The 24,189-nt window shown below is 60.5% G+C and carries 23 protein-coding genes; 7 read left to right on the top strand and 16 right to left on the bottom strand.

Annotation, left to right across the window (positions count from 1 at the left end):
* Positions 1-24 precede the first annotated feature (24 nt).
* From HX803_RS25080 to HX803_RS25045, 8 genes are all read right to left on the bottom strand, one after another.
* On the bottom strand, positions 25-807 hold the full coding sequence (locus HX803_RS25080) for a MetQ/NlpA family ABC transporter substrate-binding protein (RefSeq protein WP_124384617.1): 783 nt from the start codon (positions 805-807) through the stop codon (positions 25-27).
* A gap of 252 nt (positions 808-1,059) precedes the next feature.
* Positions 1,060-1,971, bottom strand: coding sequence for a sigma 54-interacting transcriptional regulator (locus HX803_RS25075; RefSeq protein ID WP_178924359.1), 912 nt, complete (start codon positions 1,969-1,971; stop codon positions 1,060-1,062).
* Between the two features lie 50 nt (positions 1,972-2,021).
* Entirely contained in the window at positions 2,022-2,603 is a 582-nt protein-coding gene (locus tag HX803_RS25070; protein ID WP_178924357.1) for an alpha/beta hydrolase, read from the bottom strand.
* 187 nt (positions 2,604-2,790) lie between these two features.
* Positions 2,791-5,625: a glycosyltransferase family 32 protein gene (locus HX803_RS25065; protein WP_178924355.1), complete on the bottom strand. Its 2,835-nt coding sequence runs from the start codon at positions 5,623-5,625 to the stop codon at positions 2,791-2,793.
* A gap of 207 nt (positions 5,626-5,832) precedes the next feature.
* Positions 5,833-6,234, bottom strand: a complete 402-nt coding sequence (locus HX803_RS25060) for a biopolymer transporter ExbD (protein ID WP_060755558.1) — start codon at positions 6,232-6,234, stop codon at positions 5,833-5,835.
* 1 nt (position 6,235) lies between these two features.
* Positions 6,236-6,958 carry a MotA/TolQ/ExbB proton channel family protein gene (locus HX803_RS25055; protein WP_178924397.1) on the bottom strand — a complete coding sequence of 241 codons (723 nt, stop codon included), beginning with the start codon at positions 6,956-6,958 and terminating at the stop codon, positions 6,236-6,238.
* A 51-nt stretch (positions 6,959-7,009) separates the two neighbouring features.
* Positions 7,010-7,831, bottom strand: a complete 822-nt coding sequence (locus HX803_RS25050) for an energy transducer TonB (RefSeq protein ID WP_178924354.1) — start codon at positions 7,829-7,831, stop codon at positions 7,010-7,012.
* 240 nt (positions 7,832-8,071) lie between these two features.
* Entirely contained in the window at positions 8,072-8,923 is an 852-nt protein-coding gene (locus HX803_RS25045; RefSeq protein ID WP_178924352.1) for a LysR family transcriptional regulator, read from the bottom strand.
* Positions 8,924-9,029: 106 nt separating this feature from the next.
* Between HX803_RS25045 and HX803_RS25040 the strand changes: the two genes are divergently transcribed.
* The 3 genes from HX803_RS25040 (at position 9,030) to HX803_RS25030 (ending at position 11,680) form a co-directional block, all read left to right on the top strand.
* Entirely contained in the window at positions 9,030-9,491 is a 462-nt protein-coding gene (locus HX803_RS25040) for a nucleoside deaminase (RefSeq protein WP_178924350.1), read from the top strand.
* On the top strand, positions 9,478-10,647 hold the full coding sequence (locus HX803_RS25035; RefSeq protein ID WP_178924348.1) for a CynX/NimT family MFS transporter: 1,170 nt from the start codon (positions 9,478-9,480) through the stop codon (positions 10,645-10,647). The genes HX803_RS25040 and HX803_RS25035 overlap by 14 nt, the downstream gene beginning before the upstream one ends.
* A gap of 97 nt (positions 10,648-10,744) precedes the next feature.
* Positions 10,745-11,680 carry a LysR family transcriptional regulator gene (locus tag HX803_RS25030; protein WP_178924346.1) on the top strand — a complete coding sequence of 312 codons (936 nt, stop codon included), beginning with the start codon at positions 10,745-10,747 and terminating at the stop codon, positions 11,678-11,680.
* Here HX803_RS25030 and HX803_RS25025 read toward each other — a convergent pair.
* The gene (locus HX803_RS25025; RefSeq protein ID WP_178924344.1) at positions 11,571-12,665 is read right to left on the bottom strand and encodes a fatty acid desaturase; all 1,095 of its coding nucleotides are present in this window, start codon (positions 12,663-12,665) and stop codon (positions 11,571-11,573) included. The genes HX803_RS25030 and HX803_RS25025 overlap by 110 nt on opposite strands.
* Positions 12,666-12,766: 101 nt before the next feature.
* Between HX803_RS25025 and HX803_RS25020 the strand changes: the two genes are divergently transcribed.
* The gene (locus HX803_RS25020; RefSeq protein WP_178924342.1) at positions 12,767-13,771 is read left to right on the top strand and encodes an AraC family transcriptional regulator; all 1,005 of its coding nucleotides are present in this window, start codon (positions 12,767-12,769) and stop codon (positions 13,769-13,771) included.
* Positions 13,772-13,873: 102 nt separating this feature from the next.
* Here HX803_RS25020 and HX803_RS25015 read toward each other — a convergent pair whose 3' ends face one another.
* Positions 13,874-14,560: a Crp/Fnr family transcriptional regulator gene (locus tag HX803_RS25015; RefSeq protein ID WP_178924340.1), complete on the bottom strand. Its 687-nt coding sequence runs from the start codon at positions 14,558-14,560 to the stop codon at positions 13,874-13,876.
* 83 nt (positions 14,561-14,643) lie between these two features.
* On the opposite strand from HX803_RS25015, the gene HX803_RS25010 reads away from it, so the two are divergent.
* Positions 14,644-15,171 carry a DUF962 domain-containing protein gene (locus tag HX803_RS25010; protein ID WP_178924338.1) on the top strand — a complete coding sequence of 176 codons (528 nt, stop codon included), beginning with the start codon at positions 14,644-14,646 and terminating at the stop codon, positions 15,169-15,171.
* Between the two features lie 123 nt (positions 15,172-15,294).
* Here HX803_RS25010 and HX803_RS25005 read toward each other — a convergent pair whose 3' ends face one another.
* The 6 genes from HX803_RS25005 to dibA form a co-directional block, all read right to left on the bottom strand.
* Positions 15,295-16,275: a sulfate/molybdate ABC transporter ATP-binding protein gene (locus HX803_RS25005; RefSeq protein WP_178924336.1), complete on the bottom strand. Its 981-nt coding sequence runs from the start codon at positions 16,273-16,275 to the stop codon at positions 15,295-15,297.
* Positions 16,276-16,278: 3 nt separating this feature from the next.
* Positions 16,279-17,151 (bottom strand): sulfate ABC transporter permease subunit CysW, encoded by an 873-nt coding sequence (cysW, locus tag HX803_RS25000; RefSeq protein WP_176997399.1) that lies wholly within the window; start codon positions 17,149-17,151, stop codon positions 16,279-16,281.
* A 13-nt stretch (positions 17,152-17,164) separates the two neighbouring features.
* Complete coding sequence (gene cysT, locus HX803_RS24995; protein ID WP_178924334.1) at positions 17,165-17,983, bottom strand: sulfate ABC transporter permease subunit CysT; 819 nt, start codon at positions 17,981-17,983, stop codon at positions 17,165-17,167.
* A gap of 134 nt (positions 17,984-18,117) precedes the next feature.
* On the bottom strand, positions 18,118-19,128 hold the full coding sequence (locus HX803_RS24990; RefSeq protein ID WP_016975030.1) for a sulfate ABC transporter substrate-binding protein: 1,011 nt from the start codon (positions 19,126-19,128) through the stop codon (positions 18,118-18,120).
* Between the two features lie 74 nt (positions 19,129-19,202).
* The gene (gene oscA / locus HX803_RS24985) at positions 19,203-19,385 is read right to left on the bottom strand and encodes a sulfur starvation response protein OscA (RefSeq protein ID WP_010565387.1); all 183 of its coding nucleotides are present in this window, start codon (positions 19,383-19,385) and stop codon (positions 19,203-19,205) included.
* Between the two features lie 97 nt (positions 19,386-19,482).
* Complete coding sequence (gene dibA, locus HX803_RS24980) at positions 19,483-21,483, bottom strand: phosphodiesterase DibA (RefSeq protein ID WP_256732936.1); 2,001 nt, start codon at positions 21,481-21,483, stop codon at positions 19,483-19,485.
* A 165-nt stretch (positions 21,484-21,648) separates the two neighbouring features.
* On the opposite strand from dibA, the gene desA reads away from it, so the two are divergent.
* Together desA and HX803_RS24970 are read left to right on the top strand one after the other, a co-directional pair.
* The gene (desA, locus tag HX803_RS24975; protein WP_178924332.1) at positions 21,649-22,833 is read left to right on the top strand and encodes a delta-9 fatty acid desaturase DesA; all 1,185 of its coding nucleotides are present in this window, start codon (positions 21,649-21,651) and stop codon (positions 22,831-22,833) included.
* 188 nt (positions 22,834-23,021) lie between these two features.
* Positions 23,022-24,023: a sensor domain-containing diguanylate cyclase gene (locus HX803_RS24970; protein WP_178924330.1), complete on the top strand. Its 1,002-nt coding sequence runs from the start codon at positions 23,022-23,024 to the stop codon at positions 24,021-24,023.
* The last annotated feature ends 166 nt before the right edge of the window (positions 24,024-24,189 follow it).

Genomic DNA, 24,189 nt, shown 5'->3' with positions numbered 1-24,189 from the left:
CCTTGAAGGGGGTTTTGGGTTACATCAGAACGCCGGCACGACTGCGCCGTTGTACTTCTTCTCGATGAAGGCTTTGACTTCCGGGCTAGTCAGGGCCTTGGACAGTTTCTGGATAGCGTCGCTGTCCTTGTTGTCCGGGCGAGCCACCAGGAAGTTCACGTACGGGGACTTGGCGTCTTCGATGATCAGCGCGTCCTTGGCTGGGTTCAGGCCGGCTTCCAGGGCGTAGTTGGTGTTGATCAGGTCCAGGTCAACCTGGTCCAGCACACGTGGCAGCAGGGCCGATTCCAGCTCCTTGAATTTCAGGTGTTTCGGGTTGCTGGCGATGTCTTTCGGGGTGGCCAGGGCGTTGGTCGGGTCTTTGAGGGTGATCACCCCGGCCTTCTGCAGCAGCAACAGGGCACGGCCGCTGTTGGAGCCTTCGTTAGGAATGGCAACGGTGGCGCCGTCTTTGAGTTCAGAGATGTTCTTGATCTTCTTCGAGTAGCCGCCGAACGGTTCAACGTGCACGCCGACCACGGTCACCAGGTTGGTGCCCTTGCCCTTGTTGAAGTTTTCCAGGTACGGCAGGGTCTGGAAGTAGTTGGCGTCCAGGCGCTTCTCGGCCACTTGCACGTTAGGCTGCACGTAGTCGGTGAAGACTTTGATTTCCAGGTCCACGCCTTCTTTGGCCAGGGTTGGCTTGACCAGCTCGAGGATCTCCGCGTGCGGGATCGGGGTGGCAGCCACCACCAGCTTCTCGTTGGCCTGGGCGAAGCTTGCAGTCAGGGCAGCCGCCAGTGCGGTAAACAACAGAACCTTTTTCATGCAGTGTCCTTATCGACATTCCGGGGCGTCTCTGACGACCGTTTTTATAGGGTGTGCCAGCGAAATGCTATCGCGGCGTGGGAGTGACAATACCTAGATTTTTTATTCCCGAATAATATCTTTTATTCACGTTGATATTCCATTTTGTTCATACAACTCCCTCTCCCCACCTACCTGTAGGAGCCCGGCTTGTCGAATCGTCGCACCGCGGCGATGGCGCCTTGAAGACCGCCATCGCCGGCAAGCCGGCTCCTACAGGGAGGCGAGGTAGGCTTTGAGGGCCAAGCGGTCAGAGGGGCTCGCTGCCTCGACAATCCGCTGCACCTGCTCCAAAGGCGAGCCCGCCGCCGGCAAGTTCAAATGCTCGGGCAAAATCTCGTCGCCACTGCTCACCAGCAACGCGAAGTGAATGACGTTTTCCAACTCGCGGGTATTGCCCGGCCAGCTGTGGTGTTCCAGCACGCGCTGGGCGGCTTCGCTGATCAGCGGCACCGGCAGGTCCAGGCGCTGGCTGTAGATGCCGAGGAAATATTCGGCCAGGGACAGGATGTCACCGATACGCTCACGCAACGCCGGTAGCTCCAGCTGGCCCTCGCTCAGGTAATGGAACAACCGCTCATGAAATTTGCCCGCCGCCACGGCCTGGGCCAGGTCGATGCTGGTGGCAGCTACCAGGCGCACGTCCACGGGGCTGGGCTGATGGGCGCCGACGCGGGTGACTTCGTGGTTCTCAAGGGCGGCGAGTAATTTGATCTGGATCGGCAACGGCAAGTCGCCGATCTCATCCAGGTACAAGGTGCCGCCATTGGCTGAACCAAACCACCCGGCCCGGCTGCTGGCCGCGCCACTGTGGCTGCCGGCGGCATAGCCGAACAACTCGGCGTCCGCATAAGTGGGGCTGATCGCTCCGCAATTGACCGACACAAACAAACCGCCGCGATCACTGCCACGGTGGATATGCCGCGCCAACAGTTCTTTACCGCTACCGGTCTCGCCACGAATCAACACGGGCAAGGCACGGGGGGCGAGGCTTTCGAGGTCTTCGCGCAGTTGGCGCGAGCGTGGGTCGACGAATACCAAAGCCTTGGCGCGGATGCTCAGCGGGCTTTTTTCGGCGTCGGGGAAGGTCAGCAAAGGCTGGCCGTAGGTTTCATGCAGACTCATGGCAGGCTCCCGCCCCAGATCCACTCAAGGGACGGGGCGTTGAAAAATGTTCAGGCAGTACGCCGGGCGTGGTGCTCAAGGCGGTGTTGCAGGCGATAGAGGTAAGCGAAGCCCTGCTCCCAGCGCTGGTGGCCGGATTTCACATTGATATGGCCGGCGCCTGCGAGGATGCCGGCTTCGGCGCCCCAGTTGCGCGCCAGTTCCAGGGCCCGGGGAGCGCTGACGGCGCTGTCGTTGTCGGAACTGACCACTTGGCTGGGGAACGGCAACAGGTCGGTGGGAATCGGCGCAAAGTTGCGCAGAGCGGGGGCACAGGCCGGGCGTTCGACATCGGCGGGCGCCACCAGCAAGGCGCCGCGCACCTGACGCAAAAACTGCACCGGCGCGGTGGCGGCCCAGTGCGCTACGGTGATGCAACCCAGGCTATGGGCGATGAGGATCACCGGCGTGCTGTCGGCCGCGATGGCCTCGGCCAGCGCTGCCACCCAGTCTTCGCGACGGGGTGTCAGCCAATCGGCCTGCTCCACACGCGCACTGTTGGGCAGGCTGTTCTGCCAATGACTTTGCCAATGATCTTCTGGCGATCCTTGCCAGCCCGGCACGATCAGGTAACGAATCAACTCGCTGTGCATGGGTGTGCCCTCCTGCAGCGTTTAACGTTGCTGACCAGTATAGGGACGAGGTTTATATTCGTTAAGGAATAAGAAGCTATTTATTAATAACCAAAAACCACTTTAGATCCAGCAACCGTTCAAGGGTATGCATCAGGGAACCCGACACCTACGTGTCGGGATGAAACCGTCGCATACAAACATCGGCTCAACGGGAGTGGAGCATGGAATGTTCGCCTCCTATGTCGACCCCAAATTTCGAGTGCATGGACTGGTAGAAATCCAGGGCTTGCTGCAGCTCCCGACCATAGCCTTCGGGCATTATCAGGGCGTCGCCCATTATCTCGTGAAAATCGTCGAGAATTGGGAATAAACCATAGTTTTCTTGTTTAAGGACGTCGTTGAAAACGACAGGCCCTGTCACTCCAAAAATTTTCTTTTCATATACCTTGTACGACTCCAGCTCTGATTTAGTTGCACCTTCCCCTATAAAAGGTCGATTGGCGTCCAGCCAATTCTTGGTGTTTTTGAAGCGTCGATACATTTCTTCGAGAATTTTATCAAAGGTAGGATTACCCGCATGGCTGCCAAAATTACTATTGTTAAATCCGAAAAAATCCGCAGGCTCGTAGGTGACAGGTGAATTCAACAAAATATCATTGGGGGAGGCCATTAAAGAAACGTCACCTACGGAATGGGTTAGCGCATCATCGGTGTCCAAATATATGCCACCGTACCGTTTGATTAACACCGCCCGCATGACGTCTGAAGAAGCCGCAAAATTCTGTCCCTGTCCCGAGCGAAAGTATTTATACATCTCACCGTATTGCCCAGCATTGAGCTCATGAAAGCTTTCATCTGTTTTCAAGTCATGCACTTCAAGGCCGCCCACCTTATTATCCAGTGCATCTTTAATCATGGAAAAGGCACTCTGACTATTGGCATCAACGTGCACAATCGATTTATACCCTGGGCTTTTTCGAGCGTTTTCCATGATATTTTTGACAAGGTGCTCAGGCATTTCATTTCCGGCCCAGAAATAATGTATCACCTTGGGTATTTCTGTAGGGTTCAACGATATCGAGGGCAATACAGGCAATGTGAATGTTTTATTTTTAACCGACGCCAACTTCGCTTCAGCACGCGCCAACATCTGCTCGCGGGTGCCCGACAACCATTCGCCCGGAGTTTCACGCCAATAAAATATATTCCCAATGCGTCCCTCCAAATCGCGCCCCCGCCAAGCACCGACTTCCAAGTCATACATGACCGGCACATAGTACCCATTGACAGAAATGGCGTACGTTTTTTGAGCCGTAACCATTACGTCATCCAAGGGGATTTCGAACGATTTAATTAGCCTCGGCGCCGAAGTAGGCCCCATGGGGTATCCGATATGACCATTTATACGTTGTGGCGCCCTGAATAATGCTGGTCGCGGCTCAACCACCGAACTTGAAGGTATAACAGCCCCGCTTTCAGGCTTCAAAACCGAACTACTCCCATGTATCACCAGTGGTGGTAAAGCATTCAACGCACCAAATACAATTCGGTCGGTTCCAGTGGATTTGCCCTTGGTTAAATCGTCAATGCCAACTCCGGTCTCGGCGATACCCGCCCCCAAGTAAAATGCATCCAATGCCAGCGCCACTTCTGGCATTACAATCGCCAACGGCGTCATGAACAGTGCGACTTTGGCAGCCTCGTCCAAACCTTGGATTATCTTGCCCTTTGTATAATCACTGTCACTGACGATTGCATTGTCGGCATCCGAGAATGACCGCGCCTTTTGTCGAGTCATGACCTCCTGAAACGGATCGCCACTTACCTGGCCAATCTGGATGTAGCGTTCGGGTAACCAATCATTGATTTTGGAAAAGCCGAACCCTTCCTGCTCCTGCGCAGTCGACCAGGCACCCAAGCCTTGCAAAGCCTGATGTACACCATTGGAAAAAGTTTTGTCTGCCTGGTCTTCGAGGGAAAAGTGCGCCATGAGCGAAGCGAGCTTGACCGGATCGGCGGACTGCTTGGCCAGCCACACACCCATCTGCTGAGGGTTATCGAAACGGTGCAGTGGCGAAGAGTTACCAGGAACATACAGCAATGTCAGTTGGGTTTTCTTATCCGTCACACACAGCAAGTCTGTCGACTTTATACCGTTTACGCTAACCAGACCGATGTCCAGGCCCGGGTCCTGCAAGCTGCGCCTCTCAAAGTCTTGAACGCTCAGTTCAGACCATGGTTTCTGCGCAAAGGGCCCCATTGCACGCTGGGCCAGTTCTACCTCCTGCGGGCCCAGGCTCCCCTCAAGACTCTGATACTTGATGGCCTTGACGAAAGCCATCCTGCTCAAGGTTGTATAGGAGTCGGATTGATTCTCCCAAAAAGTGGTAAGCGCATTTTTGTACAGCTGTGTTCGGTCTGTGTCCCAGACCAGGGCTTTAAAGTCGGCGACAGGTATGTCGACACGCGTGGATGCACTGTAGGGCGGAACCGCCGCAGATGCCGGATCATGATAGATACCTTGTTCCGCATGCAAATGTTCAACCACCTCCTCCCCTCTACTGTAAGCAAATATCAAGGGTGAAACGTATTGACCAAACTTCTGGAGCCAGTTCTTATTATCTTCAATCGGCACCCCTTGGAGATTTTTCAATGCCGCCTGAGTCAGCGTCACTTTTTCCACAACATCTTTTTCGGTGCGCCCTGAACGCTTGAATGTAACCAGGAATGTTTTATCCGGATCAACATGTATATGCCAGCGCTTATTAATTTTAGTTGTCAGAAGTTTTGACATTTCATTTTCTGGTGTCATCAGGCGGGAAGCATGCGACTTCAGATAAGCATTGACTTGATCATTTTCCTTCAACGGCGGTGGGTCGAATACTATCGGAACGGATGTCTGAGAAACATCCGATAAAGGGGTGAGCGTTTTAGAAGGCGGGATCACATCTTCATGAATGCGGGATTGATCCGTTTTTTTAACTTCAGAGGCAGGATGGTTCAATACGCTGACAAGATGAACAGGGAACCGAATACCCATTTATTTTTTGCTCCGACAAAATCACCATATATCACCCCAGTAAAATAATAAAACCTTCGACAAATCTCACGTTCGGAAACACTAGAAAACAACAGTGAATATTACAGAGACCACGACGGAGCACTACACACTCATATACATTTCCAGAATAAAAAAAGGCCGCACCCTGCCAAGGAGACGGCCAAAAACTTGTCGAGGCTTTTGCAATTAACGCGCGGTAATCACCGACAGCTTGGTAATGCCCGCGCGTTCGATCGACGCCATGGCTCGCGCCACTTCGCCGTAGTTCACTCCATCGTCAGCCTGCAGTTGCACCCGCACATCGGGGTCCTTGGCCTTGGCCGCCTGCAGGTTGAATTCCAGCAGGTCCGGCTGGATTTCGTCCTTGTTGATAAACAGTTTGCCGGCGCCGTCGATGCTCACCACCAGCGGGTCTTTCTGCTCCACCGGGGCCACGGCCTGGGTCTTGGGCAGGTTGATCGGAATCGCGTTGGTCAAGAGCGGCGCGGTGACGATAAACACCACCAGCAGCACCAGCATCACGTCCACCAGGGGCGTCACGTTGATCTCGCTCAGCACCTCATCGCTGTCTTGCGTGGAGAAAGCCATCTCAGGACGCCTCCTTCACTTTTTGCGGGTTGCCGGCAGCCGCTTTGTTCAGGGCTGGGTGCAGCAGCACGCGGAAGGAATTCTTCTGCGCCAGGCTGTAGAAGTCGTGGGCAAAGTCGTCCAGGTCGGCGGCGGTCAGCTTGAGGCGACGCAGGAAGTAGTTGTAGACCAGCACCGCAGGTACGGCGACGGCGATACCCACACCCGTTGCAACCAGTGCGGCACCAATCGGGCCAGCCACGGTTTCGAGGCTGGCGGAACCGGCGGCGCTGATCCCTTTCAACGCTTCCATGATGCCCCACACGGTGCCGAACAGACCGATGAACGGCGAGGTGCTGCCGATACTGGCGACCACGGCCAGGCCGGTTTCCAGAGAGCGGCGTTCACGCACGATCTGCTGGCGCAGGGCGCGTTCGAGGCGGTCCTGGTGGTTGATGGCCTGGCTCAAATCGGCGGCGTGTGGCGCATCGCCCACCTGGATCGCGGCATAACCGGCCTGGGCCACTCGGGCAGCCGCACCGGGCTGGGTTTCGGCCAGTTCTGCCGCAGAGTCGAGACTCGACGCCGCCCAGAACTGTTTATGGAACTTGCGATCCTGCGCCTTGAGGCGGCCGAACTGCACGCCCTTGAGCAGGGCCAAGCCCCAGGTGGCAACCGAAAAGACCACCAGCAGCCAGATCACCGCGCTTTCGATGGATTCAAGTGGAGATGCTAATGCCATGATGTTTTCCCTCTGTGCAGGTCGCGGCGTGTCCAACACACCGCAGCCGAATAGTTAGTGAATCTTGAAATCGATCGGTACGCTGACCCAGCCGTCCTGTGCCACGTCGCCCTGCTTGGCCGGCACGAAACTCCAGCGCTTCACGGCGGCCAGCGCGGCGTCGTCGAGTTGCTGGCGACCGCTGCTCTTCTGGACCTGGATCTCACCCGGCTTGCCGCTGGCCAACACATGCACCCTGAGCAACACCGTGCCTTCCCAGCCCCGGCGCTGGGCCAACGAGGGGTATTCGGGCGCCGGGTTCTTCAAGTACGCGGCGTTGGCCGAAGCCGGTGTCACGGGTGCCGGCGACGGCGGTGCGGCCGGCGCAGGGGGAGCCGGTGGCGCGGGCGTCGGTGGCGCAGGTGGCTGCTCGACCGGTTTAGGCGCGGGCTTGGGCTCAGGTTTTGGCACTGGCTTGGGCTTGGGTTTTGGAATCGGTTTGGGTGGCGCCGGCTTGGCGGCCAATTCATCCACCACCGGTGGCGGTGGCTCGACCACAGGCGGCGGCGGGGGTGGCGGAACCGGTGGAGGCGGCTCGACCACAGGCGGCGCCGGCTGGGAAAACTCGATGGTCATCGGCGGAATTTCCGGCGGCACAATCGGCAACACCGGGGTCGGCTTCTGGCTCACCCAATAGATCACCGCGCCGTGCAGGGCCAGCACCAGCAAGCCCAGCAAAAGGCCTTCGCGGCGGCTCGAAAAGCGTTTCGGGGCTTGCTGCAAACGCTGCTGCCCCAACGGCGCACGGTGCGGCCGGCCAAGGTCAACCAACTCACCACCTGGTGCCTGGCGCCACAGCGCCTCGGGTGCACTGGCGGCGGTCTGGACATTGCCCATTGATTCACTCCCTACGGTTTTGAAACAAAAAAACCGACAGGCCTGCCTGGGAGGCCGTCGAGGGCTGAATCATCGGGGCCAGACGCTTATCTCTTAAAGTAATCTTTAAAGTTATACATAGATCTAAAGTGAATAAATGATACATCCCGAAACGCCAAAGCCACGTCCTGCGTGGCCTGGCGCGTAGGCCGAGTTTTTCGATGCTTTTGAGGCATAAAAAATATTCGGCAAAGGCATGGCTCAGGCAGGGCTGTTTGCGCACAAATCGAGCAATTGGCGCTGCAAGGTCTGCCCTGCCGGGCCTAAACCACTGCGGGCATACAGGGCCAGCCGCACGCCCTGCACGGCGGGCAGGCCACTGTCTGGTCCCAGCACCACGTGCCCTGCCTGCACGACGCGTTTGGGCAACAGGCTGATGCCCAACCCCGCCGCCACGGCTGAACACACGCTGGCCAGGCTGGCGCTGGAATAGCCGATGCGCCAACGCCAGCCGCCGACTTCCAGGTGCTGCAGCATTTCGTTGCGGTACAGGCCACCCACCGGAAACGCCACCAAGGGCAACAGATCGCGCCCCAGGGATGGCGTGCTGCGGCTGTCGACCCAGCACAAAGGCTCCGGCCAGGAAGCCAGGCAGTCATCGCTGTCGCCCATCTGCTTGACCAGCAGCACATCAAACTCACCACTCCGGTATTGACGCTGCAGTTCCGGGCCGAGGCCGCTGGTGACCTCCAGACGCACCCGGGGGTAGGCCACCACAAACGCCGACAGCAATGGCATCAGGCGTTCGGCCGCAAAGTCTTCCGGCACGCCCAGGCGCAACACGCCGTCGCTTTGCTGGTTGATCAAGACGTCGGCGGCCTCTTCATGCAGCGCGAGGATGCGCCGCGCGTAGGCCAGCAAACGCTCGCCTTCGGCAGTGGCGACAACCCGGCGCTGGTCGCGGTCGAGCAGTTGGCACGCCACGGCGTCCTCCAGGCGGCGGATCTGCTGGCTGACGGTGGACTGGGTCACATGCAGGCGCTCGGCGGCGCGGGTGAAATTGCCGCAGTCCACCACGGCGACAAAGCTGCGCAGCAACACGGGGTCGAACATGGGCCTCACCATTCTCTTTGCCACTGGTTGGCATGGTTATATTTAATTTCAGAATACCAAGGCCGCTGCCCATACTTCACCCTCCATTCCTCCCCGAGGTAGCGCCATGAGCGATGACCACCCGCACCTGCAACGCGCCATCGCCCTGGCCCGGGCCAATGTGAGTCAAGGCGGCAGGCCGTTTGGCGCGGTCCTGACGCACAACGGCGAGGTACTGGCGGAAGCGGTGAACGAGATCCATCTGACCCAGGACCCCACCGCCCACGCCGAGCTGCTGGCGATCCGCGCGGCCAGCCGCCAACTCGGTGCGCGCCTGGAAGGCTGCGTGATCTACGCCAGCGGCCAGCCCTGCCCGATGTGCCTGAGCGCCATGTACCTGTGCGGCGTGGAACGGGTGGTGTTTGCGGCCAGCAACGCAATGGCCGAGCCCTTCGGCTTGTCGACGGCGGCGATTGGGCAACAGGTCGGCTTACCCCTGGACGAGCAGCGCCTGCCGATCCAGCACCTGCCCGACGCGGCCATGACCACTCTGTACCAGCAATGGAAAACCCTGCATGACCCTCAATAAATCCCTCGCCGGCTGGGGGCTGCTGGTGGTACTGGGCCTGAACCTGCGGCCGATCCTCAGTTCCATCAGCCCGCTGTTGGGCGAGATCCGCCAGGCCACCGGCCTGAGCTTCCAGAGCAGTGCCCTGCTCACCAGCTTGCCCGTGGTGTGCATGGGCCTGGTGGCCCTGGTCGGCGTGCGGGTGGAGGCACGGCTGGGCGAGCGGCGCGGCATCGCCTTGGGCTTGATGATGATTCTGTTGGCGTGCCTGGCGCGCTGGCTGATGGGCCAGGCCTCGGCGCTGCTGGTCACAGCCTTGCTGGGCGGCGCCGGGGTGGCGCTGATCCAAGCGTTGGTGCCGGCAATGATCAAGCGCGAATTCCATCACCGCGTGCCGGTGGCGATGGGCGTGTATTCGGCCTCGCTGATGGCCGGTGGCGGGCTGGCCGCGTTGCTCAGCCCGGTGGTGGCCACGCACTTCCAGCAGTGGCAGGCGGGGCTCGGAATCTGGCTGTTGCCGGCGTTGGCCGCGTTGTTGCTGTGGGCATTTGTGCCGCTGGGAGCGCCCAGAAGCGCCCTGGTGATTCCCGCCTTCAAAGGCCTGCGCAACCGCCGTGCCTGGTTGCTGGCGCTGTATTTCGGCCTGGTGAACTGCGGCTACATGAGCATGGTGGCGTGGCTGCCGGCGTACTACCAGCAACTGGGCTGGGGCGTGTTGCCGAGTGGTTCGCTGCTGGCGTTCATGACCATCTTCCAGGTGATCGCGGCGTTGCTGATGCCGGTACTGGCCCAACGCGGGATCGACCGTCGGCCCTTGCTCGGCATCAGCCTGTTGGCGCAGACCGTGGGTTACCTCGGGTTGCTGATGGCGCCGCAGCAGTTTCCCCACCTGTGGGTCGCGCTGATCGGCTTTGGTCTGGGCGCCTGTTTCGCCTTGAGCCTGTTGCTGACCCTCGATCACCACCGCGACCCGCGCCAAGCTGGGCAGCTGGCAGCCTTCGTGCAGGGCGTGGGCTTCTTGATCAATGCAATTTCGCCCTGGTTGACCGGCTGGCTGCGTGAACTGACCGGCACCTTTGTCAGCGCCTGGGTAGTACTCACGGTGACCGTGGTGGCGATGCTGGTGGTGACGCGGGTGTTCAGCCCGGCTACCTACCGCACGGTGCCTGCTCTATAGATATGCATTTAAGATCTAGATAAAACAAACATGCTTCATTGACGGAATAAGCAAGCCCCTTAAAATCCCGGTTCCCCTCTTGGACGCCGGGCGCCCCATGGATCTTCGTCAGCTGCGCTACTTCATCGCGCTCAACGAGCACCGCAGTTTTGTGCGCGCCGCCGACGCCATGGGCATCACGCAGCCAGCGTTCAGCCGCAGCATCCAGGGTCTGGAACAGGAGTTCGGCTGCGTGTTGGTGGACCGCGCCCACAAGGACCTGCGCCCTACACCCGAGGGCCAGGTGGTGCTGCAACATGCCTTGAGCCTGGTCCAGGGCGCCGCGCTGCTCAGCCATGAAGTCACGCGCATGACCAAGCTCGACGCCGGTGAAGTGCGCCTGGGCAGCGATGCCGTCGCAGCCGTCAACCTGGTGCCCCAGGCCATGGCGCGGTTTATCACCACCTACCCCAAGGTGCGCACCGCGTTGCAGGTGGATAACTGGGAAAAACTCGGGCGCAGCCTGAGCCGCGAGGAGATCGAATTCTTTATCGCCGATGTGCGCCACTTCGAGGCTGACCCCAACTTCCAGATCCAGGCCCTCACGCCCCGGCGCAGCGTATTTTTCTGCCGTGCCGGTCACCCGCTGCTGGCGAAGGACAGCCTTTCCACCAACGACCTGTTCGGTTTCCCGCTGGCCACGCCGTTGATTGCACCGGGCATTCGCAAGTTGCTCGCCAACCTCAGCGGGCGCATCGATTTTGCACCCGCCATTGAGCTTGAACAGTTCGCGGCGCTGGCCACCATCGTGCGTCAGTCCGACGCCATTGGCCTAGGCGCCGAAGAGGCGTTTGTCGATGAATTGGCCAGCGGCACGCTGAAGGTACTGCACTGGCGCAACCTGCCTCACAACCTCGACAGCCTGAATAACCGTTGCGGCGTGATCAGCCGCGCTGGGGTGCGCTTGTCGCCTGCGGCGAAGGCGCTGATCGAAACCCTGCTGGCGGTGGAAAGCCAAGCCGATTGGCCCGGGCAAACGTCCCGAAATCATTGAAGCGCACGCCCATCTCGGCCATCACTTTATGCGCCACCTTGGCGGTCATCTGGCGGATGTAGAACGGCTCCTTCACTACAAAATGATGGATGCCATGGGTGCTGCCGAAGTTGAAGCAGAACGCCTGCAACGGCCACATCCACCAGGGGTTGAGCACCTGGGTCTGCTGGATCACGTTGCCCAGTTCCACATCGCCGTAGTAGTGCATGTTGGAGCTGACAAAGTGCAGGCAGAAGGTGCGCAGCACGTTGGGGCCGATGATCACGACGGCGGCGATGTCGATCACCTGCATCACTTGCAGGGTGGTGGCTGACCATTCGATGGGCGCGCCCAACAGGCTGGCGATCCCGTTCGCCGTGTGAAAACCGAGGAACACGTACCACGCGCCCCAATGCAGCAGCGCCAGCGGTGCGTACACCAGCAGCGAGCGCTTGAGGATGCTGAGTTTGTGCTTCCAGGTCTTGGCCCGCAGGATGCGGATAAACGCTGACATCACGTTATCGCCCACCATCAGCAACCGCGCCACGCCCCAGGGTTCGCCGTTGGTGATGGCGCGCTCTTCCATGTCAGTCTCGGTGCCGGAAACCTTGTGGTGGTTGAGGTGCAGATGCCGGCGCACCCACGGGTTGATCGTGCTCGGTCGCGCCAGCCAGACCAGGCCCATCATCAGGTTGTGGGGCAGGCGCTGCTTGCGAAAGTACATGCTGTGGATCAGGTCGTGCTCCAGCTCGTGGGTCAGCGAGGCGAGGAACGCATTGAGCAGCAGGCACGACCACCAGGCCATGTGGCCGGTGATGTAGAGCGCCGCCGAGCCCACCATGCCCACCAACGCAAACGCCAGGATGCCCGCGCCCAGCGCGTCCTGATGCAGCAGCCAGGGGTGTTGTTGGCGCAAGCGCACGCCTTCGGCCAGCACCACGTCACGGATATGCGCCGAACGCTGTTGCGCGTTCATCTGCTGGGGACTTGCAGAAGTACCGTCCATGCTTCCATCCTCTTGCTTATTGATGCGCCCATCCTGCCCCAAGCGATCTCGCAGGACGCTAGCCCCGGACGCCAACCTGTTGACCGCAAGCGCCAATCGCCATGACCGAACCCACTTCACTCGCCAGCTGGACCCGCGCCCTGCGCAAGCAGCTCGATGCCTTGGGCCTCGACAGCGCCGCGCTGTGCGCCCAGGCCGGGCTCGACCCGCAGCACATGGACGACCCGAATGCGCGCTACCCGCTGTCGGCCACCACACGCTTGTGGGAACTGGCCGTGCAGGCCAGCGGGGACCCGGCGATCGGCTTGCGCGTGTCGCGGTTTGTCAGCCCCACCACCTTTCATGCGCTGGGCTATGCGCTGGTGGCCAGCGGCAGCCTGCGCGAGGTGTTCGAGCGCATCGTGCGCTATCACCAGGTGGTCAGCGATGCCCTGGCCCTGGAGCTTAGCCGAGACGGCGAGCGTTACCGCTTCCGCCTGCTGCAGCCTGAGGGTAGCCCGGCCCCGGCGTTCGAGGCCATCGATGCGTTTGCGGCGATTTACGTGCGCACCTGCCGCAACCGGCTGGGCCGTGAGTACGCACCGCTGGCGGTGTACCTGCGCCGGCCTGAACCGGCCGATCCCCAGCCGTGGCACACGGTATTTCGCGCCCCGGTATTTTTTGCTGCCGAGGAAGATCGCCTGGAATTCGCCGCCCACGATTTCGACAGCCATTTGGACGACGCCAACCCGGAGCTGGCCGAGCACAACGAGACCGTGCTCAAACGCACCCTCGCCCAACTGCAGCCCCTGACCTGGGAGCGCAAGGTGCGCCGGGTGATCGAGGCGCAACTACCCGATGGCGAGCCGAGTGCCGAACGCGTCGCCCAAGCGCTGCACCTGAGCTTGCGCAGCCTGCAACGGCACCTGGCGGACGAAGGCTGCCGCTTTGATGCGTTGCTCAATGAGTGCCGGGAGAACCTCGCGTTGCTGCATTTGCGCGACCCGCAGTGCTCATTGGCGGAGATCAGTCACCTGTTGGGGTTTGCCGACACCAGCAGTTTCAACCGCGCGTTCAAGCGCTGGACGGGGCTGACGCCGGGGCAGTTTCGGGATGGGTTGCGGTAGACCGTTTTGTGGCGATGGTGAGGGCCCTATCGCCGGCAAGCCGGCGCCTACAGGGGTATGCATTCCAACTGTGGGAGCGGGCTTGCCCGCGATGGGGCCCCCTCAGGTATGCGCAACCTCCCGCAGCCGCTGCACATCCAGCACTTCAATTTCGCCATAGCCCAAACGCACCACGCCCTGGGCCTGCAGGCCCTTGAGCAACGCATTGGTGGTCTGGCGCGACAGGCTCAACATCGCCGCCAAGTCTTCCTGGGGCAGTTGCAGCACGCGCCTGGAGTGTTCGATGTCGCCGTACCCTTCGACGATCATCAATAACCGATGGGCCAGGCGCACCGGGGCCGGCATCAGGCTGAGCTGTTCCAGGCCGATAAAACTCAGGCGCAGTTTCTGGCTCATCAACAGCGCCAGGTTGCGCCAGTAGTGCGGGGCTTCGTCGAGGATATTCAACAACGCCTGCTGCGGCACCTGCAACAAGGTGCACGGCCCGACGGCGCAGGCGTCGTGGGTGCGTGGCAAACCGTCGAACAGGCAAATCTCACCGAACCAGTAAGGCGGCTCCACCAGGCTCAATATCGCTTCCTTGCCCTGCTCATTCACTGCACTGATGCGCAAGGTGCCGTCGAGCACCGCATACAAGCCGCACGGTGGGTCGCCGCGCTTGAACAGGGTTTGCCCCGCCGCCAGCTGCCGTAACCGGGCCTGGGCCAGCAGGCTATGCTGAAAGGACTCGGGCAGGTGGCTGAACCAGTGACCGATGGCCAGTCGCGAACGCCATTTCTCTGTGTCCATGAGCACTCCGAAGATTGTCGCCCAGCTGACAGTCAGGCAAAGGCTGACAGGGCATGATCAAACATCCTACAGGAGGAACAACAATGAAAAGCCTCGTCGACCATCTCAGTCAATACGCTGCCTACCACCGCGACCCGCGCAATATCGCCAGCCACTTTATCGGCATCCCGCTGATTGTCGTGGCCGTGGCGGTGCTGCTGTCGCGCCCCGAATGGGCAGTGGGCGGGCTCTGGCTCTCACCCGCCGTTCTGCTCGCGCTGTTTTCCGCGTGGTTTTACCTGCGCCTGGAGTTGGCGCTGGGCGTGCTGATGACGCTGCTGATGGGCTTGTCGGTGTGGGCCGGGCACGTGCTGGCCGCGCAGAGCACCCCGGTGTGGCTGAGCAGCGGCATCGGGATGTTTGTGGTGGGCTGGGTAATCCAGTTTGTCGGGCACTACTACGAAGGGCGCAAGCCGGCGTTCGTGGACGATGTGTCGGGACTGATCGTCGGGCCGCTGTTTGTGGTGGCGGAGCTGGCGTTTCTGGTGGGGTTGCGGGGTGACCTCAAGCAGCAGATCGAAGAGCGGTCGGGGCCGGTGGAGCGCCGTGATCTAAAGCCGAGCAAAGTCTAAATGTGGGAGCGGGCTTGCTCGCGAAGGCGGTGATTCAGTCACAACATCTTTGACTGACACGCCGCCTTCGCGAGCAAGCCCGCTCCCACATAAGCCCGGTTCCCACAGGGGGGATGGGTGGGATTAAGCTTTTTGCCAGACCTTGGGCTTGAAGAACAGGGTCTCGCCACGGGCCAAACCGGTGAGGCTGTCGTGGTCTTTCACCACTTCGGCTTCGATCAGTTCGCTCTGGCCTTCCACTTTCAAGGTCACACGGGTGGTCGCGCCCAGTGGGCGGATGTCGCGCACTTCGGCCGCGTGGTGGTCTTCCAGCTCGTGGCGCGACAGCGACACTTCATGCGGGCGGAACAGCACGTGCTGGTCTTCACCCAGGTGCAGGCGGTTGGAGTCGCCGAGGAAGTGGTAGACGAAATCGCTGGCCGGGTTTTCGTAGACTTCGCCTGGTGAGCCGATCTGCTCGATCACGCCCTTGTTCATCACCACGATGCGGTCGGCGACTTCCATGGCCTCTTCCTGGTCGTGGGTCACGAACACCGAGGTCAGGTTGATGTCTTCGTGCAGGCGCGCCAGCCAGCGGCGCAGCTCCTTACGCACCTTGGCGTCAAGGGCGCCGAAGGGTTCGTCCAGCAGCAGCACTTTCGGTTCGACCGCCAGGGCGCGGGCCAGGGCGATACGTTGGCGCTGGCCACCGGAGAGTTGTTCCGGGTAGCGATCCGACAACCAGTCGAGCTGCACCATGTTCAGCAGTTCGTGCACTTTGCTGGCGATCTGGCTTTCGCTCGGGCGCTGGTTCTTGGGCTTCATGCGCAGGCCGAAGGCGACGTTGTCGAACACGGTCATGTGGCGGAACAACGCATAGTGCTGGAACACAAACCCGACGTTGCGATCACGCACATCGTGGCCGGACACGTCTTCACCGTGGAACACGATGTTGCCGTCATCCGGGGTTTCCAGGCCGGCGATGATGCGCAGCAAGGTGGTCTTGCCGCAGCCGGACGGGCCCAGCAACGCCACCAGCTCGCCACTCTGGATGTCCAGATTGATGCTGTTCAGGGCCTTGAAGGCGTTGAAATTCTTGCTGACATTACGGACTTCGATCGACATGACTTATTCCTCACCGGCGCTTTTGCGCAGGCGGTTGATACGGTTCTCGCTCCACTGCTTGAGCAGCAGGATGAAGAGCGCCAGGATCAGCAGCAGGCTGGCCACCGCAAACGCGGCGACGTGGTTGTATTCGTTGTAGAGAATCTCGACGTGCAGCGGCAGGGTGTTGGTGACGCCACGGATGTGGCCGGACACCACCGACACCGCGCCGAACTCACCCATGGCCCGTGCGGTACACAGCACCACGCCGTAGATCAGGCCCCACTTGATGTTCGGCACGGTCACATGCCAGAACATCTGCCAGCCGTTGGCGCCCAGCAACCGCGCGGCTTCCTCTTCCTGGGTGCCCTGCTCTTGCATCAGCGGGATCAGTTCACGGGCCACGAATGGCACGGTGACGAAGATGGTCGCCAACACGATGCCGGGCAAGGCGAACACGATCTGGATGTCGTGGTCGGCCAGCCACGGGCCGAAAAAGCCCTGGGCGCCGAACATCAGCACGTAGACCAGGCCCGCGATCACCGGCGACACCGAGAACGGCAGGTCGATCAGCGTGACCAGGATACTTTTGCCACGGAACGAGTACTTGCTCACGCACCAGGCGGCGCTGACACCGAATACCACGTTGAGCGGTACTGAGATCACCACGGCAATCACCGTGAGTTTCAGTGCCGACAGCGCGTCGGGTTCCAGGATCGCGGTGAAGAATGCGCCGAGGCCGTTCTTCAAGCCTTGAGTCACCACGATCAGCAATGGCAACAGCAAGAACAACGCGAACACCAGCCAGCCAAGGCTGATCAGAATGCGTCGGGACGCCGCGCTGCCACGACGGGCGGCGTTGGCCGAGGACGCAGCGGAAATAGACGATTGGGACATGTTCCGCGCCTCCTTATGGACGTTCGATGCGCCGCTGCAACAAGTTGATCAGCAGCAGCAGGACAAAGGAAACCACCAGCATCAGCACACCGATGGAGGTAGCGCCGCGGTAGTCGTATTGGTCGAGCTTGACCATGATCAGCAACGGCAGGATCTCGGTCTTCATCGGCATGTTGCCGGCGATGAAGATCACCGAGCCGTACTCGCCAACGCCACGGGCAAACGCCAGGGCAAAGCCGGTGAGCCAAGCAGGCAGCAGCGCGGGCACGAGGATATAGCGGAACACCTGCAACGGCTTGGCGCCCAGGCAGGCCGCGGCTTCTTCGACTTCCCGAGGAATGTCGGCCAGCACTGGTTGCACGGTACGCACCACGAACGGCAGTGTGACGAAGGTCAGCGCCAGGGTGATGCCCAGCGGGGTGTAAGCGATTTTGAAGCCCAGATCAGCCGCGAACTGGCCGACGAAACCATTGGGTGTGTACAACGCGGTCAGCGCGATACCCGCCACGGCAGTGGGCAGTGCGAACGGCAGGTCGATCATCGCGTCGATGATCTTGCGGCCGGGGAAGGTGTAGCGCACCAGCACCCAGGCCAGCAGCGTGCCGATCACACCGTTGATCAGCGCGGCGTATAGCGCGGTGCTGAAGCTCAGTTTCAACGCCGCCAGCACACGCGGTGCGGAGATGATGTTCCAGAACTGATCCCAGGTGAGTTGAGCGGCGTGTACAAACATCGCCGCAAGCGGGATGAGTACGATCAGGCTGAGGTACACCACGGTGTAGCCCAGCGTCAGCCCGAAGCCGGGTATGACGGGGGAGATACGACGCGACATAAGAGTCCTTGAGTAAGGGGACAAACATACAAAACCCGCAAATGAATGCGGGCTCTAACTGCAGGAGCCGGCTTTGTGTGGCGAGGGAGCTTGCTCCCTCGCCACAACAAGCCAGCGCCTACAGGGGCATGCGTTTACTGTGCGGTGTAGATCTGGTCGAACACGCCGCCGTCGTTAAAGAATTTCGGTTGGGCAGTCTTCCAGCCGCCGAAGTCTTTGTCGATAGTCACCAGGTCCAGTTTCGGGAACTGCTGGGCGTATTTGGCGGCTACTTTCGCATCGCGTGGGCGGTAGAAGTTCTTCGCCGCGATCTCCTGGCCAGCCGGGCTGTACAGGTGCTTCAGGTATTCAGTGGCGATCTCGGTGTTGCCCTTTTTCTCGGCGTTCTTGTCGACCACGGCAACCGGTGGCTCCGCGAGGATCGACAGGGAAGGCACGACGATGTCGAACTTGTCGGCGCCGCCGTCTTCTTTCAGAGCCAGGAAGGCTTCGTTTTCCCAAGCCAGCAACACGTCGCCCTGACCGTTGTTGACGAAGGTGATGGTCGAACCACGAGCGCCGGTGTCCAGCACAGGCACGTGCTTGAACAGCTCTTTCACGTACTCTTGGGCCTTGGCTTCGCTGCCACCGGCTTTCAGGCCGTAGGCCCAGGCGGCGAGGAAGTTCCAGCGCGCACCGCCGGAGGTTTTCGGGTTCGGGGTGATCACCGAGACGTCTTTCTTGATCAGGTCGCCCCAATCCTTGATGCCTTTAGGGTTGCCCTTGCGTACCAAGAACACGATGGTCGAGGTGTACGGGGTGCTGGCGTCCGGCAGGCGGGTCTGCCAGTTTTCCGGCAGGGTCTTGCCCAGCTTGGCGATTTCGTCGATGTCGCCGGCCAGGGCCAGGGTCACGACGTCGGCGCGCAGGCCGTCGATCACGGCACGGCCTTGTTTGCCCGAGCCACCGTGGGATTGCTGGATCTTGACGTTGTCACCGGGGTGGGACTGCTTCCAGAAGTTGGTGAACTCAGCGTTGTAGTCCTGGTACAGCTCACGGGTAGGGTCATACGAGACGTTGAGCAACTCGTAGTCCTTGGCAACGGCGGAACCTGCAAACACGGCGCTGGCCAGGGCGGCCAGGGCGTAACGGCGAATCGACGACATAGAAGCTCCTGAAAATTCTGGGTGTTGGCTTTTTCTTATAGTTGCGGGTCTAGCATGCGAATCGCCGTGGCTGCTTACGCCGGTTTGTTACCCGGGTTCTGCAGGCGGAATTTTTCTTTGCGTTCGATCTGTACCACTTGGGCGTTGTGCACCGTGATTTCCACCGCGCCAAAACGCAGGTCGCGCAACGCGCTCTGGATCTCACGCAAAATGGCTGCTTCGTCCTGGCCGTCGACGCTACGTAGAGATGCGCTCATGGTCTCGCTCCTGAAATGAATAGTGCCTCGCAGTGGCGGCACTGCTTGTGGCGTGAGGGCGATAGTAGATAAGCGCGGATATTCTTAAAAATACTATTTAAGAATGTTTATATAACCAGAAAGAATTTTCTGGCGGGACGTGGGGTTGCGAGAGTTTTCGGCTTCGAAATACTGCTGCAAGGGCGCTACGAAACCCTGTGGGAGCCCTGTCCCAATCCATTTCACCTGCCGGCACCGGCCTTCCAAACCAATACCCCTGCCCCATGTCGCAATCATGGTCCAGCAGAAACTGCGCCTGCTCCCGTTGCTCGATGCCTTCGGCATGCACCTGCATGCCCATGCTTTTAGCCAGGGCGATGACCACGCGCACGATCGCGGCGTCGTCTTCGTCCCACGGCAACCCGGCGACGAAACCCTGGTCGATCTTGAGCTTCTGCACGGGCAGGCGCTTGAGGCGCAACAGCGAGGAATAGCCGGTGCCAAAGTCGTCGATGGCCAGGCGCAGGCCCAGTTCACGCAAACGGTGCAATTGCTCAAGGGCCACTTCCGGGTCGTCCATGACGGCGCTTTCGGTCACCTCCAGCTCCAGGAAGGCAGGGTCCAGCCCCGTGTCGTGCAACACCTGGGCGACCTGCTCATACAGCTCGCGCCGGGCAAACAGGCGGCTGGAGACATTCACGGCAATGAAGCTCAACGGCACGCCCTCCGCCAGCCATTGGCACATCTGGCGACAGGCCTGGTCCATCACCCAGGCATCGATGTCGGCAATCAGCCCGGTGCGCTCGGCAATCGGGATGAAATCGCCCGGGGGCACCAGGCCGCGTTCCGGGTGTTGCCAACGCACCAGCGCTTCCACGCCGATCAGGCGGCTGCCGTGCAAGTCATGCACAGGTTGGTAATAGACGCGCAACTCCTGCAGGTCGAGGGCGCGGCGCAATTCGCTGGCGATTTCCACGCGGTGCTGGGCGTGAGCCGTCAGCTCTTCGGTGTACAAGGCATAGCCTTCGCGTCCCGCGCTCTTGGCCTTGAACAGCGCCGAGTCGGCATTACGCAGCAATTGTTCGGCGCTCAGGGCATCACTGGGGAACAGGCTGATGCCAATACTGGCGCTGATAAACAGTTGGTGCCCGTCGAAGATGAACGGCTGCTTCATCGCATCCAGCATGCGCTGGGCCAGTGCCGCCGCCTGCACCACCTGTGGACAACTTTCGGCAAGCACCGCGAACTCATCGCCGCCCAGGCGCGCCAGGGTCACGCCGGGGCCGAACAGCCCCTTGAGGCGCTCACCTACCACTTTGAGCAACTGGTCGCCGACGTTGTGGCCAAGGCTGTCGTTGATGATCTTGAAGTGGTCCAGGTCCAGCAGCAGCAGGGCGCAGCCGCGCTTGTGAGCCTGGGCGGATGCCAGCGCCTGTTCGGCGCGGTCGGTGAACAGCAGGCGGTTGGGCAGGTCGGTGAGCGGGTCGTGGTGGGCCAGGTGAGCCAGTTCGTGCTCGGAGTCCTTGATGGCGCTGATGTCGGAAAACACCGCGACATAGTGGCTGACCTGGCCCTGATCGTCGTGGATCACGCGAATGGTCTGCCACTGTGGATAAATCTCGCCGCTTTTGCGCCGGTTCCAGATTTCGCCGCTCCACTCGCCGTTGCGCGCCAGGGTCTGGAACATCTGTTGATAAAAATTCGACGAATGGCGCCCCGACTTGAACAGGCTTGGCTGCTGGCCCATGACATCTTCGCGGCTGTAGCCGGTGATCTCCATGAACGCCCGGTTGACGTGCACGATCTGTCCCTTGGCATCGGTGACCAGCACACCTTCACGGGTGCAGTCGAACACGGCGGCCGCCTGGCGCAAGCGCTCGCGGTTCTCTTTCAAGGGCTGCTGCAACTGGTGGGTGCGGGCAAATCGCAAGCAAATCAGGTAGATAGCCAGCGCGCTGAAGGCCACCCACACATAGCCGCGCACCTGCAGCCAGCGCCCCAACTCCCCAGGCTCATCGAGAAAGTTGATCAATAGGTGGTTGCTGAGCTGGAGCCATGCAATGGACACCAACAGGTATACCAGCCCCGCACGCAGGGCACCTCGGTATGAAAACAGCATATGGTCAGTAATCCTTACCAAAAAACAGAATCGCCCTACAAAGGCTGCGGATTATAGAATAAGAAACATCCAGTCACTCCTATCTGAAAGGGCGGCTGGTTTTCTCTGTAGGCTTAGTGATAATGCGTGAGCTGTTTTTTTCTTTATCTGAGGGCCATACAGCCTATGTGGTACAACGGTTTTCTTGACCTGTCAGCCTGGCAACTGGTGGCAGTCACGCTGTTGATGACCCACGTGACCATTGTTGGGGTCACGGTCTATCTGCACCGTTATTCAGCGCACCGCTCCCTGGAGCTCAATGGTGGGCTGAAACACTTCTTCCGCTTCTGGCTGTGGCTGACCACGGCGCAGAACACCCGCGAGTGGACCGCCATCCACCGCAAGCACCACGCCAAATGCGAAACCGTCGATGACCCGCACAGCCCGGTCATCAAGGGCCTGTCGACGGTGTTGCGCAAAGGCGCCGAGCTGTACCGCGCCGAAGCCGAGAACCCCGAAACCCTGCGCATCTACGGCAAGAACTGCCCGGACGACTGGATCGAACGCAACCTCTACACGCCCTACCCGCTGCTGGGCGTGGCGATCATGGCCGTGATCGACCTGCTGCTGTTCGGCACCATCGGTATCACCATCTGGGCGATCCAGATGATGTGGATCCCGTTCTGGGCCGCCGGCGTGATCAACGGCCTGGGCCATGCCGTGGGTTACCGCAACTTCGAATGCCGTGATGCCGCCACTAACCTGGTGCCGTGGGGCATCATCGTCGGCGGCGAAGAGCTGCACAATAACCACCACACCTACCCCAACTCCGCCAAGCTGTCGGTGAAGAAATGGGAGTTCGACCTAGGCTGGGCGTGGATCAAGGTGTTCAGCTTCCTGCGCTTGGCCAAGGTGCAGCGTGTTGCTCCCATTGCCCACCGCGTGGAAGGCAAGGGTCACCTGGACATGGACACCGCCATGGCGATCCTCAACAACCGCTTCCAGATCATGGCCCAGTACCGCAAGTTGGTGATCGGCCCGCTGGTCAAGCAGGAGCTGGAGAAGGTCGATCATTCGGTACGCCACCAGTTCCACCGGGCCAAGCGATTGCTGTCGCGTGAAACCAGCCTGCTGGATGACCGCCATCACGTGCGCATCCAGAGCCTGCTGGAACACAGCCATGCCCTGACGGTGATCTACGAGAAGCGCCTGGCGCTGCAACAGATCTGGCTCAAGACCAGCACCAATGGCCACGACATGCTGGCCGCGATCAAGGAATGGGTACACGAGGCCGAGGCCAGCGGCATCCAATCCTTGCGCGATTTTGCTCATCAGTTGAAGACCTACTCCCTGCGTCCAGCAGCAGTGTAAGCGTGATGTGGGAGGGTTCGCCCTCCCACACATCCTCTTTTTGGCGTCATTTTCCGGGCACGGGCAATCCATGCCAATCACGGAACTTCACCGCAATTCCCCTCTCTCAAAGAACACTTCGCCATCATGGTGGCCCCTTGTAGTGACCGCTGTTCATTCCTGCGGCGCGCCCAGAGAGAGTTGTGCCGATGGTCCCCGAAAAGCCTTACCTGCCCGACACCCCCACCGCCGAGCCCCCTCGCCCGGCAGCGGCGGCCACCCTGCTGGCATTGATGCATGCCCAAGGCGAGGTCGAGCGCCTGAGCGAGCGCGAACAACTGCTCAGTTCGCTGCTGGTCAGTGTGAACGCGGTACTGTGGGCCATCGATTGGGCGACGCGCCGGGTGCTGTATGTGAGCCCGGCCTATGAACGGGTATTTGGCCGTTCAGCAGGCCTGCTGCTGGCCGACCATCGGGAATGGCGCAACAGCATCCACCCTGAAGACCTCGATTACGCCGAACACAGCCTGGCCCGTGTGCTCGAACACGGCAGTGTGGAAGACCGCGAGTACCGCATCATCACCGCCGACGGGCAGATCCGCTGGTTGAGCGACAAGTGCTACATCAACCAGCAGGTAGAACCCGGCGAACCGGTGATCGTGGTGGGGATGGCCGAAGACATCACCGAAAAGAAACAGCTTGAGCTTGAATTGCACCGCCTGGCCACCACCGATGTACTGACACAAAGCAGCAACCGCCGGCACTTCTTCGAATGTGCCAACCAGGCGTTCGACAGCGCCTGCGCCCAGGGCGCCCCGCTGGCCTTCCTGTTGCTGGACATTGATGACTTCAAGGACATCAACGACTCCTACGGCCATCTGGAGGGCGATCAGGTGTTGCGCCGTATCGCCGAGAGCGGCCGGGGCGTTTTACGTCGTGGCGATCTGTTCGGGCGCATTGGTGGCGAAGAGTTCGCGGCCGTGCTGCCCGGTTGTGCGCCGGACATGGCGTTGCAGGTGGCAGAGCGGCTGGGCAACGAGATCCAGGCGCTGACCTTCAGCTACGAGGGACAGGCGTTTACCGTGACCGTCAGCCAGGGTCTGGCCAGCCTCAGCGAAGAGGACTCGACCCTCGACAGCCTGTTCGCACGAGCCGATGCGGCCATGTACGAGGCCAAGCGCCTAGGCAAGAATCGCGTAGTCGCGGGCTAAAGCCGGACACGGTAAGCGCCAGCACTGAGTATCCAATGTGGGAGCGGGCTTGCTCGCGAAGGCGGTGGGTCAGCGCCACAAGTCGCAGCTGACACGACGCCTTCGCGAGCAAGCCCGCTCCCACATTTGGATTTTGTCGTCCTCCAGGCCCTTGTATATCCGTAGG

It is taken from the genome of Pseudomonas sp. P7548 (assembly GCF_013386585.1).
Taxonomy (GTDB): domain Bacteria; phylum Pseudomonadota; class Gammaproteobacteria; order Pseudomonadales; family Pseudomonadaceae; genus Aquipseudomonas.
Note: the sequence above shows the minus strand (reverse complement) of the source record. Positions and strands in the feature narration are given on the sequence as shown.